Source organism: Rahnella bonaserana (genome assembly GCF_019049675.1).
In the GTDB taxonomy this organism is placed as follows: domain Bacteria; phylum Pseudomonadota; class Gammaproteobacteria; order Enterobacterales; family Enterobacteriaceae; genus Rahnella; species Rahnella bonaserana.
Window position 1 is genome coordinate 60,550 of sequence record NZ_JAFMOW010000045.1, and the last position, 12,542, is coordinate 73,091.

Consider the following 12,542-nt stretch of genomic DNA (forward strand, 5'->3'; position numbering starts at 1 on the left):
CTCCCCCTTCGCAGGGGGAGGAGCTAACTAAATCACGACGCCAGCGACAAATGTTTCTTCTGCTGTTTGTGTGTTTCCAGCCATTCGGCGACGCGTTGTTGCTGGGCTTTATCCAGCCACATACCGAGTTTGGTACGACGCCAGATAGCATCATCAAGCTGTGAAACCCACTCTTTTTGCACCAGATAACGCAGTTCCGCTTCGTAGAATCCGTGACCGAAATCTTCGCCCAACGATTCCAGGCTGGTCGCGTCATTCAGGAACAGCTCCGTCTGGCTGCCGTAAGTCCGTGCATAACGGCGTGCCAGCGATTCCGGTAACCATTTAAAACGGGTACGCAGATTGGCGCTGTAGGTATCACGGTCGCCATTCAGTTTTCCGCCCGGCAATACGGCCGTTTTGGTCCACGCCGGACCGGCTTTCGGATAGTACTTCACCAGTTTTTCCAGCGCGTGTTCCGCCAGTTTACGGTAGGTAGTCAGCTTGCCGCCAAATACCGAAAGCAGCGGTGCTTTGCCATCCTGATCGTGAACGTCGAGGGTGTAATCGCGGGTGACGGCCTGTGGTGAATCAGATTCGTCATCGCACAGCGGACGCACACCGGAATAAGTCCAGACGATGTCTTCGGTGGTCAGCTGTTTCTTAAAGTGGTCGTTATACACTTTCAGCAGATAACCGACTTCTTTGTCATCGATTTTCACGTCTTTCGGATCGCCGTGATATTCCACGTCGGTGGTGCCGATAATCGAAAATTCATCCATCCACGGGATCACAAACACAATTCGGTGATCTTCGTTTTGCAGAATGTAGGCCTGCGGCTGATTGTGCGCACGGGGCACCACAATATGACTGCCTTTGATCAGACGAATACCGTATGGCGATTTCAGTTTCAGGCCGTCGTCGAAGAAGTGTTTTACCCACGGACCGGTGGCATTCACCAGACCTTTTGCACGCCAGGTGTAGGTTTTGCCGGTGTCGATATCTTCAGCTTCCACCATCCACATGCCGTCTTCACGCCATGCGCGGGTGACGCGGGTGTGGGTACGGACTTCGCCGCCACGTTTTTCCACTTCCTGAGCATTGACGACCACTAAACGCGCGTCATCCACCCAGCAGTCTGAGTATTCAAAACCTTTGGTCAGTTCGGGTTTCAGCACGGATTCACTGCCAAATTTCAGGCCTTTACTGGCCGGCAGGCTGGTACGTTTGCCAAGGTGGTCGTACAGGAACAGACCTGCGCGGATCATCCAGGCCGGACGCAAATGCGGCTGATGCGGTAAACGGAAACGCATCGGGAAAGCAATATGCGGTGCCATTTTCAACAGTACTTCACGTTCAGCCAGCGCTTCACTAACCAGACGGAATTCGTAATGTTCCAGATAGCGCAGGCCACCGTGGATCAGTTTCGAACTGGCCGAAGAGGTCGCGCAGGCCAAGTCTTGCGCTTCAAGCAGCAGAACAGACAGCCCGCGGCCAGCTGCATCCACTGCGATGCCGGTACCATTAATACCGCCACCAATTACGATCAAGTCTTTGGTTTCCACGTCATCTTCCTCCAGATGTTCGCAATAGCTCTTTTATGTTCGTTTTCGCTCATTATTGTAATCGAGAATCGACAAACAAGCCAAGCGTTAACCAAATAAAAACAATTATGCGTGATGAAGGTAACATTTTTGTGGCGGTTTCGAGCAAAGCGGCAAAGAGGGAACGAAACCGAACGCGGTGAAGCGTGGAATTATTCGAAATTGTTCGTTTGAAACAGAAGTGGGGAGGGAGAAGAATGCAGGAGCGCGGCATTCGCGCTCCTTAAAACAACAAAAATCAGCAGAGTTCGAGATGAACGTCGTATTTATCGATAATGCTTTTTACGCTGTCCGGCGGCTGTTTGTCGGTAAACATGTAGTGGATTAAATCCATTTTACCGAGGTTGACCATGGCGTTACGGCCAAATTTAGAATGGTCAGTCACCAGCATGACGCATCGCGAGTTTTCGATAATCGCGCGCTTGGTTCGCGCTTCGTGATAATCGAATTCGAGCAAGGAGCCGTCCATATCAATGCCGCTGATACCGAGAATGCCGTAATCGAGGCGGAACTGAGAGATGAAATCGAGCGTCGCTTCACCCATGATGCCGCCATCGCGGGCGCGAACTTCGCCGCCGGCCAGGAACAGGCGGCAGTCATCTTTCGCACTGTACAACGTGGCGACATTCAGATTATTGGTGACGATGCGCAGGTCTTTATGATTAAGCAGCGCATGTGCCACGGCTTCCGGCGTGGTGCCGATATCAATAAATAAGGTCGAACCGTCGGGGATCTGGCTGGCAACGCGCGCGGCAATTCGCGCTTTCGCTTCTGACCACATCACTTTACGGTCGTTGTACGCCGCATTCACCGAACTCGACGGTAATGCCGCCCCGCCGTGGTGACGGTGAATTTTATTCTGTTCGGCCAGGTCATTGAGATCACGGCGAATAGTTTGCGGGCTGACTGCAAAATGTTCCACCAGCTCTTCGGTACTGACATAACCCTGCTGGCGGACTAAATCGATAATCGCATCATGGCGTTGTGTTTGTTTCACCCGGATCCCCTACTTACTTTTTTTGTTGCGCGGAGTGCGCGTATCAACAAATGCCATCACCAGACCCAGCCCCAGGCCAAAGGCGTGTGCGGCATTAGCCACGGCTGCGCCACCTGTGGCATAACCGATGAACATAAAGATTAGAGAAATAACCAGCAATCCGCCGGGCACGTACAAACGACTTTCCGGTTTCAGTTGCCCTGTCAGCCATGCGTAACCCATCAGCGCGTACACCACGCCCGACAATCCACCAAACCAGACGCCGCTGACCATCGACTGGCCCCAGCCGCTGATTAACGCAGAAATCAGTGTGACAGTGAATAATTTTCCGCTGCCCAGATGCATCTCAATCTGGCTCGCCAGATACCACCACCAGGCCAGGTTAATCAGTAACGCGATAAACGAGAAATTCATCAGGGCAGGCGTGAACCAGCGCCAGACCTGGAAGACGCGTGAACTGTCCGGCCATGCCAGCCAGCTCATCACTAATTCGTCACCCACCATTTGTTGCAGGATAAACACCGCCAGACATAACACAATCATGCCGATGGTCAGCGGGCCCGCGCGGGAGCGCAAACTTTTAAGAAACGGGGTGTGCGACATTTTTAAATGCGGCTGCGCTTTTCCGGTTTTCCAGCTGGCTTCCTGATAACGCGGGTGCAGCGGATCACGGACAAACAACGCGACCTGTTTTTCAGCCTCTTCCAGACGGGATTCGTCCTCCAGCCAGAGCTGAACTTCCTGACTTTCAAGTTTGATGGTCAGTGTAAAACCCTGCGTTGCCATGTAATCGACAAACGCCTGAGCGAGGCGGGGATTGTTCAGATTTAGAATGCGCACCATAGCGTTAAGCGGTTTCCCTAATTGTTTGATTTGTTGCCGTCATTTTAGGGCAATACCTTATCTGCCAGCGTGGGGGATGTCGATTATAACGTCAGAAGGGTCAGGGAGGGGAATTTAGGCATGCTGTGCGAACTGCAGAGAACAAAAAAATAGCGCGTGTGTGAGGTGGATCGGGATCTGATGAAACGTTAAGGCACAAACAACCTTCATTGATGGAAGGAAAATCGCCAGTATTCTGGCGATACATGCCGGTTTTCGCCAGAATACTGGCAGAAACCGGCATGTTCATTACCTGTTCGCTTACAGCCCTTCCAGCGCCTGTTGCATATCCGCAATCAGGTCTTCGGTGTCTTCGATACCAATGCTGATACGCACCATTCCGTCGGTAATTCCGCTCTGACGGCGGATTTCCGGCGCGACGGCGCTGTGCGTGGTGGACGCCGGATGGCAGGCCAGTGAATCGGTATCTCCCAGAGAAACTGCCTGCGTGATGATGCTCAGCTTATCGAGAAAAGTCCGCGCCGCGTTCAGCCCGCCCTTCAGTTCAATCGCCATAATCCCGCCAAACAGTTTCATTTGTTTTGACGCGGTGGCATGTCCCGGATGTTGTTTCAGCCCCGGATAAAACACGGCGTCTACGGCGCTGTGTCCGTCGAGGAATTCCGCAACCGCCTGCGCGCTCAAAGAACTGGCTTCTACGCGCAGCGGCAAGGTTTTCAGGCCGCGGATCAACAGACTGGCTTCGAACGGGCTCAGATTTCCACCGAACTGTTTCAGGCTCAGGGTGCGGATTGGCGTTATTAACGCCGCAGAACCGGCCACTACGCCACCGGTCGCATCGCCGTGACCGCTGATGTATTTGGTCGCGGAATGCAAAACGATATCAATGCCCAGTTCCAGCGGTCGCGTCAGGTACGGCGTGGCGAAAGTGTTATCCGCCACACTCACCGCACCGGCGGCTTTGGAAAGACGCGCGATTTCTGCCAGATCGGCGATATCCAGCCCCGGATTAGCGGGAGTTTCCACCAGTACTACTTTGGTATTTTTGGTAAATGCGGCTTCCAGTTCATTCACATTCACAACGTGAACCGGTTTGATACCATATCGCGGCAGCAAATTACGGACCACGCCTTCGGTACCCCCATACAGCGTACCGATATGAATGATTTCATCGCCGGGAACCAGCAGGGCAAACAGTGTGGCGCTGATGGCCGCCATGCCGCTGGCACAGGCAACGGCGGTTTCTGCGCCTTCGAGTGCCGCCAGTTTTTGTTCGAAAACGGCCACTGTCGGATTGGCGAAACGGCTGTAAATATAGCCGGGTTCTTCACCGCTGAAACGGCGTGCGCCGCTGTCAAAATCCGGGTATGAAAATGCCGATGCGGCAGTGATAGGTGTCGCAATCGCGCCAGTCAGGGCATCAGGCTGCTGTCCGCCATGAACGGCGAGGGTACGCATCCCTAAAGAACGTGAAGTGTTCAGTTGTTTCATCTTGGAATCCTGTCGATAGTAGGCAGAAATTATATCAACACTGGAGAAAGGTAGCTTTTTCAGCTTAAGAACATTTTCGGCGCAAACTCATTAGCCTGGTTATAAAGGCCAGTTTAAAAAGACTGCAGCGTGCGCCGGGGCAAACAAAGGTGGGGTCAGGCTTCGATATCTTGCGGGAATGTTTTTGACCAGGCTTCGAAACCGCCGTCAACGCTGTAGACCGATTCGAAACCCTGAGAAATCAGGAATTGCGCGGCGCCACGACTGCTGATGCCGTGATAGCACATGACCAGTACCGGCGTTTTGGCATCGGCCTGCTGGATAAAGGCGGGCAGGCTGTCGTTGCTCAGGTGAAAAGCGCCCGGTGCATGTGCTGCGCCGAAGCTTTGCGGGTCGCGGATATCGACCATCACGGCTTCGCCTGAGGTCAGGCGGGAATGCGCTTGTTCAACGCTGATTGCTTCAAATTGTTCCATTCTGGTGTGCCTCATAAAAGGTTATGCCGCTATTCTACCCAATAATCGCGCGACTAAGACCAGACGAAAAGAAGGGATAAGCATTAAACGAGGATCACCTGCACACCTTTCTGGCGTAATTGTTCGATGATTTCACTGTTTGCTTCTTTGCCCGTGATCAGCACATCAATTTGTTCGGTGCGGCTGAACAGCATACCGGCGCGTTGCCCGATTTTGCTGCTGTCGACCAGTGCCGCCAGATTTCCGACATAATTCAGCATCTTCTGCTCGGCCATCGCCGTCAGCATATCGGTTTTATACAGGCCGTCAGTAGTCAGCCCTGCGCCGCTGGTGAACATCCAGTGCCCGGCATACAGGCTGGCATCGCCGTCTTGTGGCGCTAAGGTAATTGACTGACTTTTATTGTACTGACCGCCCATAATCACCACGCTGTCATGCTCCTGCTCAATCAGATAATTGGCCAGCGGCAGATAATTGGTGATGACCTGAATGTCTTTCCCGCACATCTCGCGGCCCAGCAGAAACGCCGTCGACCCGCAGTTAATCACCACACTTTCACCCGGCTGGCACAGTCCGGCAGCCGCTTTGGCTATGCGCATTTTCTCGTTGAGATTGTGGGTCTGATGAATATTGAGCGGCGTCCAGTTCTGGCGTGGCTGATTCACGGCTTCCGCACCATTGCGCACTTTACGCAGTTTGCCCAGCTCGTTGAGTTTGGTGATGTCACGACGCGCTGTAGCGGGTGAAATATCGAACTGATCAATGACATCGGCGACGGAAATCTGCCCCTGACGTTGCAGCAGATCGAGAATAGCGTTGTGGCGTTGTGGCTCAGTCATGGTGGCTCCGGGCAGGATCGTCAAATGATTATTCCATGATTATAAACGAGCGTAATTGCGAAATGCATTGTTTATGAAGACGCAAATTAATCCGCCTCAATCAATACCCTAAATAATTCGAGTTGCAGCAAGGCGACAGGCTCAGGAAGCCCCGGGAGCTTAGTTAACTAAGTGACCGGGGGGAGTGAGCGCAGTCAACGCATCTGCAATTTGAAGTATGACGGGTATTTATAAGAAGGATTTAAACGGCAGGTCGGTTTCTGTCGTAAAGCAGTCGTCAAAGCCGCGCGGATAATGATATTCGAAGTTATCCTTATCATCCGGATACGTGAATTTGCCGCCAACCTGCCAGATAAACGGTTTGAAGCCGTATTTCAGGCGATCTTTTTTCATCTCCCACAGCACGCGGATTTCCTGCGGATCGGCCTGGAAATTCGACCAGATATCGTGGTGGAAAGGAATAACGACTTTGGTGTTCAGTGATTCCGCCATGCGCAACATATCGACGCTGGTCATTTTGTCGGTCACGCCGCGTGGGTTCTCGCCGTAGGAGCCGAGCGCCACGTCAATCTGGTACTCGTTACCGTGTTTAGCGTAGTAATTGGAATAGTGCGAATCGCCACTGTGATACAGATTTCCGCCCGGCGTTTTGAACAGATAATTCACCGCGCGCTGATCCATCATATCCGGCAATACGCCTGCGGCTTTCTGGTCAGCGGGCAGGGTAATCAGCACCGTGCGGTCGAAGGAGTCCAGTGCGTGAATTTCCACATCTTTGATTCGCACCACTTTGCCCGGCGTCATCACAATACAGCGGCTGGCGGGGACGCCCCAGCTCATCCACAAATCCACGCAGGTTTGCGGGCCGATGAAGGGGACGTCAGAAGAACAGTTTTGCATGACGGCGGCGGCTACGTTCACATCGATATGATCGTTATGATCGTGGGTGGATAACACTGCGTCGATCTCCCTGATCGCAAAGGGATCGAGAACGAACGGCGTGGTACGCAGATTCGGCTGGAGCTTTTTCACACCGGCCATGCGCTGCATCTGGTGGCCGGTTTTCATCAGCGGACTGCTGTGATTCTGCTTGCCAACGCCGCACCATAAATCGACGCAAATGTTCGCACCGCCCTCAGACTTCAGCCAGATCCCGGTACAGCCCAGCCACCACATTGCAAAAGTGCCCGGCGCGACCTTTTCCTGCTCGATTTCTTCGTTTAACCAGGTGCCCCATTCCGGAAAAGTGCTGAGGATCCAGGACTCGCGGCTGATCGTTTCTACTTTGCTCATAGTATTCCCTCATCTGAGTTGGCTTTGAAATGGAATCATACTGAATCATTAAATGATTAAATATGATTTGTTTGTGAGGAAGTTATCATCGAAAACTCATCGTGACAATGGTTTTCAGGAGGCGTTTTTCAGCAAGAATAGAGAAAGTACCGGATGATAAAGAAAGGGGTTAACGAGTTTTTTTCTTTTACTTAAAAAAATATCCTATTGAAATATATAATTAATATTGAGATTTTTCTCATGCTGTTAATTCCGCTCAAGACGATATCTTGCGAGACTGCTCACAAATAATCATTATGAATCTTTATCTGATTCAATGTGAGCATTAGAGTGCGTCTGTCCCTCACTTTTTAGCGCAGCGTTTACGTTCAGAGGCGTTGAAGAGATCAAACAAGGTCAGACGGAGAGTCTTATGGAATTCCTCTACACCATCTTCACCGTATTTTTTAATCAGGTAATGACCAACGCGCCGTTGCTGCTGGGTATTGTGACCATGCTCGGTTACATCCTGCTCAGGAAGAGCGCGACGGTGATCATCAAGGGCACCATCAAAACCATTATCGGCTTTATGTTGCTGCAGGCAGGGTCCGGCATTCTGACCGGCACTTTCAAACCCGTGGTAGCAAAACTTTCAGAAGTGTATGGCATTAACGGCGCAATATCAGACACCTATGCGTCAATGATGGCGACGGTTGAGCGCATGGGCGAGGCCTACAGCTGGGTGGGTTACGCGGTGCTGATAGCACTGGCGCTGAATATACTGATGGTGGTTTTCCGCCGCATCACCGGCATTCGCACCATCATGCTCACCGGCCACATTATGTTCCAGCAGGCGGGGCTGATTGCGGTGTTCTTCTTCATCATGGGCTACCCGATGTGGACGACCATCTGGTTGACGGCAATTCTGGTGTCACTGTACTGGGGCATTACCTCGAACATGATGTACAAACCGACCCAGGCCGTGACCGAAAACAGCGGCTTCTCGATTGGTCATCAGCAGCAGTTTGCCTCATGGATTGCCTATAAAATCGCGCCATACCTCGGCAAGAAAGAAGAGAGCGTGGAAGACCTGAAACTGCCAGGCTGGCTGAATATCTTCCATGACAATATCGTCTCCACCGCCATCGTGATGACCGTGTTCTTCGGTATTATTCTGTGCTCCTTCGGCCTCGACACCCTGCAACAAATGGCCGGAAAAACCCACTGGACGATTTATATCCTGCAAACCGGTCTGATGTTTGCGGTGGCGATTTTCATCATTATTCAGGGCGTGCGTATGTTCGTCGCTGAACTGACTGAAGCCTTTAACGGTATCTCCCAGCGCCTGATCCCCGGAGCTGTTCTGGCGATCGACTGCGCGGCCATTTACAGCTTTGCGCCGAACGCCGTGGTCTGGGGCTTTATGTGGGGCACCATCGGCCAGCTGATTGCCGTCGCCATTCTGTTTGGCATGGGCTCTTCCATCATGATCATCCCTGGTTTCATCCCGATGTTCTTTTCCAACGCCACTATCGGTGTGTTTGCCAACCACTTCGGCGGCTGGCGCGCGGCACTGAAGATCTGTCTGGTGATGGGAATGATCGAAATCTTTGGCTGCGTCTGGGCCATCAAACTCACCGGCCTGAGCGCCTGGATGGGCATGGCTGACTGGTCGATTCTGGCGCCGCCAATGATGCAGGGCTTCTTCAGCCTCGGCATGGCCTTTATGGGTGTCATTGCGGTGATTGCCTTGCTTTACATGTTCTTCGCAGGTCGCGCCTTGCGGGCTGAAGAAGATGCAGAAAAACAAGAGCTTAATCAGCCTGTTTCTCACTAATAACTGTTCACAAATGATTTTTCACAAATGATTTTTCATAAACCAAAGAGGTTCCCATGACAGTACGAATTCTGGCGGTATGCGGTTGCGGGCAGGGCAGTTCGATGATCATGAAGATGAAAATTGGCCAGTTCCTGACGCAGGAAGGCGTAGATCACACCATGAACAGCTGCGCGGTGGGGGAATACAAATCCGAACTGGGCGGCGCCGACATTATTGTCGCGTCCACACACGTGGCTGATGAAATCACCGTCAGCGGCAACAAATACGTGGTCGGTGTACGCAACATGCTTTCCGCAGCGGACTTCGGCCCGAAAGTGATGGAAGTGATTAACGCCCACTTTTCCGCTGACCTGAAAAAGTAAGGAGCGATGCATGAAACTGCGAGATTCGCTGGCCGAAAACAACTCGATTCGCCTTAACGCAGAAGCAGAAACCTGGCAGGACGCGGTGAAAATCGGCGTCGATATGCTGGTGGATGCCGGTGTGGTTGAGCCGCGTTATTACCAGGCGATTCTGGACGGCGTGAAACAGTTCGGGCCGTACTTCGTGATCGCGCCGGGGCTGGCTATGCCGCATGGCCGCCCGGAAGAAGGTGTCCTCAAAACGGGTTTTGCGCTGGTGACGCTGAAAACGCCGCTGGAATTTAACCATGAGGATAACGATCCGGTGGACATCCTCATTACGCTGGCGGCGGTGGATGCCAATGCGCATCAGGAAGTGGGCATCATGCAGGTCGTGAACCTGTTTGATGACGAAGCCAATTTTGACCGCCTGCGGGCCTGTACCACCGCGCAACAGGTGCTGGATTTAATCGACCTGACCTCCGCCACGGCGGTTCACTAATTCGTTATCAGAGAAGGAATTCACTATGACTCATTCATTACCGATGTTGCAGGTTGCACTGGATAACCAGTCAATGGACGACGCCTACAAAACCACGCGCCTGATTGCCAGCGAAGTCGACATCATCGAAGTCGGCACCATTTTGTGTGTCGCCGAAGGCGTGCGCGCGGTGCGTGATCTGAAAGCGCTGTATCCGGAAAAAATCGTACTGGCAGATGCCAAAATCGCTGACGCAGGAAAAATCCTCTCGCGCATGTGTTTTGAAGCCAACGCTGACTGGGTGACAGTAATTTGCTGTGCTGACATCAACACCACCAAAGGCGCGCTGGAAGTGGCGAAGGAATTTAACGGTGATGTGCAGATTGAACTGACCGGTTACTGGACGTGGGAACAGGCGCAGGAATGGCATGACGCCGGTATTCAGCAGGTGGTTTATCACCGCAGCCGTGACGCTCAGGCCGCCGGTGTGGCGTGGAGTGATGCCGATATCACCGCAATCAAACGCCTTTCCGGTATGGGTTTCAAAGTCACCATTACTGGCGGGCTGGCGCTGGAAGATTTGCCGCTGTTTAAAGACATTCCGGTTCATGTCTTCATTGCCGGGCGCAGTATCCGCGATGCCAAAGATCCGGTTGATGCGGCGCGTCAGTTCAAAAAATCCATCCGCCAGCTCTGGGGCTAAGGAACATCACATGATGCACAAAGCCGTTCCGCTCGGTATCTATGAAAAAGCCCTGCCTGCGGGCGAAGACTGGCTGGCGCGCCTGACCATGGCGAAAGAGCTGGGCTTCGATTTCGTTGAGATGTCGGTAGATGAAACCGACCACCGGCTGGTGCGGCTTGACTGGTCACGTGAGCAGCGTTTGCAGGTCGTCGATGCGATTTCGCGTACCGGCATCCGTATTCCGTCGATGTGCCTCAGCGCCCACCGGCGGTTCCCGCTCGGCGCAGAAGACGATGAAACCCGCAATCAGGGGCTGGAAATCATGCGTAAAGCCATCGTGCTGGCGCAGGATTTGGGTATCCGCGTGATCCAGCTCGCCGGTTACGACGTCTGGTACCAGCAAGCCAACGACCATACCCGCGAGCGTTTTCGTGACGGTTTGCAGGAGTCTGTGGAAATGGCCAGCCGCGCGCAGGTGACGCTGGCGATGGAAATCATGGATTACCCGCTGATGAACTCCATCAGCAAGGCGCTGGGTTACACGCATTACTTGAACAATCCGTGGTTCCAGCTTTACCCGGACATTGGCAATTTATCGGCATGGGATAACGACGTGCAGATGGAACTGGCGAGCGGCGCCGGGCACATCGTCGCCGTGCATATTAAAGACACGCAGCCCGGCGTATTCAAAAATGTGCCGTTTGGCAGCGGGGTGGTGGAGTTCGAGCGCTGTTTTGAAACCTTGCAGAAAAGCGGTTATCGCGGGCCGTATCTGATCGAAATGTGGAGCGAAACCGCTGCTGATCCGATGCAGGAAGTTCGCAACGCCCGTGCCTGGGTGGTGGATAAAATGCAGAAAGCCGGATTGAATATGGAGGAAACCGCATGACTGACGCACTGAAACAACGCGTATTTGAAGCCAACATGGCGCTGCCGGCTTTTGGTCTGGTGACTTTTACGTGGGGAAATGTCAGCGGTATCGACCGCGAGCGCGGGCTGATTGCCATCAAACCAAGCGGCGTGGAATACGAGACAATGCAGGCCAGCGATATGGTGGTACTGAACCTGCAAGGCGAGGTCGTGGAGGGGCATTACAAACCCTCTTCAGATACCGCCACCCATCTCGAACTTTACGCCCGTTTCCCGCAGCTTGGTGGCATCGTGCACACCCATTCCACCTACGCGACATCCTGGGCGCAGGCCGGAGTCTCCATCCCGCCGCTCGGCACCACGCACGCGGATTATTTTGCCGGAGCCATTCCCTGCACGCGGCCGTTATCGACCCACGAAGTGAACGGGGAATATGAACTGGAAACCGGTAAGGTGATCGCCGCATCGCTGACCGGCACCGATCCGCTGCATATGCCAGGCATTCTGGTCGCCCAGCACGGCCCGTTCTGCTGGGGAACCACGCCGGAACAGGCGGTACACAACGCCGTGGTGCTGGAAGAAGTCGCGAAAATGGCGTGGATCACCGTTTCAATCCGCCGTAATCAAACCCCGATGGATGATTACCTTCTGCAAAAACATTTCAGCCGCAAACACGGGCCGGATGCGTATTACGGGCAGAAATAATCACAGCGGCCTGAGGAAACTCAGGCCTTTTTCTGCAACCAGAATTACACCTTTCGCCGCTGGTTCAAATCTGCCAGCAGCGAATCAATATGCTCATCAGCAAACATCTCCTCCAGCGT

At 53.1% G+C, this 12,542-nt stretch carries 13 protein-coding genes; 6 read left to right on the forward strand and 7 right to left on the reverse strand.

Annotation, left to right across the window (positions count from 1 at the left end; translation table 11 throughout):
• Positions 1-32: 32 nt before the first annotated feature.
• The 7 genes from glpD to ulaG all read right to left on the reverse strand — a co-directional run bounded on the left by glpD (position 33) and on the right by ulaG (position 7,522).
• On the reverse strand, positions 33-1,544 hold the full coding sequence (glpD, locus tag J1778_RS01385) for a glycerol-3-phosphate dehydrogenase (protein WP_217171665.1): 1,512 nt from the start codon (positions 1,542-1,544) through the stop codon (positions 33-35).
• A 277-nt stretch (positions 1,545-1,821) separates the two neighbouring features.
• On the reverse strand, positions 1,822-2,580 hold the full coding sequence (locus J1778_RS01390) for a DeoR/GlpR family transcriptional regulator (protein WP_112291926.1): 759 nt from the start codon (positions 2,578-2,580) through the stop codon (positions 1,822-1,824).
• 9 nt (positions 2,581-2,589) lie between these two features.
• Positions 2,590-3,423: a rhomboid family intramembrane serine protease GlpG gene (gene glpG / locus J1778_RS01395; RefSeq protein ID WP_112291924.1), complete on the reverse strand. Its 834-nt coding sequence runs from the start codon at positions 3,421-3,423 to the stop codon at positions 2,590-2,592.
• 300 nt (positions 3,424-3,723) lie between these two features.
• The gene (locus tag J1778_RS01400; protein ID WP_217171666.1) at positions 3,724-4,914 is read right to left on the reverse strand and encodes a trans-sulfuration enzyme family protein; all 1,191 of its coding nucleotides are present in this window, start codon (positions 4,912-4,914) and stop codon (positions 3,724-3,726) included.
• Between the two features lie 155 nt (positions 4,915-5,069).
• On the reverse strand, positions 5,070-5,390 hold the full coding sequence (glpE, locus tag J1778_RS01405) for a thiosulfate sulfurtransferase GlpE (RefSeq protein ID WP_217171667.1): 321 nt from the start codon (positions 5,388-5,390) through the stop codon (positions 5,070-5,072).
• Positions 5,391-5,473: 83 nt separating this feature from the next.
• Positions 5,474-6,229, reverse strand: coding sequence for an HTH-type transcriptional regulator UlaR (gene ulaR / locus J1778_RS01410; protein ID WP_217171668.1), 756 nt, complete (start codon positions 6,227-6,229; stop codon positions 5,474-5,476).
• Positions 6,230-6,457: 228 nt separating this feature from the next.
• A complete protein-coding gene (gene ulaG, locus J1778_RS01415) occupies positions 6,458-7,522 on the reverse strand; it encodes an L-ascorbate 6-phosphate lactonase (RefSeq protein WP_217171669.1) in 1,065 nt (354 codons plus the stop codon).
• Between the two features lie 412 nt (positions 7,523-7,934).
• Here ulaG and ulaA point away from each other — a divergent pair, with 412 nt between their 5' ends.
• From ulaA to J1778_RS01445, 6 genes are read left to right on the forward strand one after another with little or no spacing between them, the layout of a single operon-like run.
• Positions 7,935-9,338 (forward strand): PTS ascorbate transporter subunit IIC, encoded by a 1,404-nt coding sequence (gene ulaA / locus J1778_RS01420; RefSeq protein WP_217171670.1) that lies wholly within the window; start codon positions 7,935-7,937, stop codon positions 9,336-9,338.
• Positions 9,339-9,394: 56 nt separating this feature from the next.
• On the forward strand, positions 9,395-9,703 hold the full coding sequence (ulaB, locus tag J1778_RS01425) for a PTS ascorbate transporter subunit IIB (protein ID WP_047607962.1): 309 nt from the start codon (positions 9,395-9,397) through the stop codon (positions 9,701-9,703).
• A 10-nt stretch (positions 9,704-9,713) separates the two neighbouring features.
• The gene (ulaC, locus tag J1778_RS01430; protein WP_217171671.1) at positions 9,714-10,184 is read left to right on the forward strand and encodes a PTS ascorbate transporter subunit IIA; all 471 of its coding nucleotides are present in this window, start codon (positions 9,714-9,716) and stop codon (positions 10,182-10,184) included.
• A 25-nt stretch (positions 10,185-10,209) separates the two neighbouring features.
• Positions 10,210-10,866, forward strand: coding sequence for a 3-keto-L-gulonate-6-phosphate decarboxylase UlaD (locus tag J1778_RS01435; RefSeq protein ID WP_113877216.1), 657 nt, complete (start codon positions 10,210-10,212; stop codon positions 10,864-10,866).
• Positions 10,867-10,876: 10 nt separating this feature from the next.
• Positions 10,877-11,737 carry an L-ribulose-5-phosphate 3-epimerase gene (locus J1778_RS01440; protein WP_217171672.1) on the forward strand — a complete coding sequence of 287 codons (861 nt, stop codon included), beginning with the start codon at positions 10,877-10,879 and terminating at the stop codon, positions 11,735-11,737.
• On the forward strand, positions 11,734-12,423 hold the full coding sequence (locus J1778_RS01445; RefSeq protein WP_217171673.1) for an L-ribulose-5-phosphate 4-epimerase: 690 nt from the start codon (positions 11,734-11,736) through the stop codon (positions 12,421-12,423). Before J1778_RS01440 ends, J1778_RS01445 begins: the two co-directional genes overlap by 4 nt.
• The last annotated feature ends 119 nt before the right edge of the window (positions 12,424-12,542 follow it).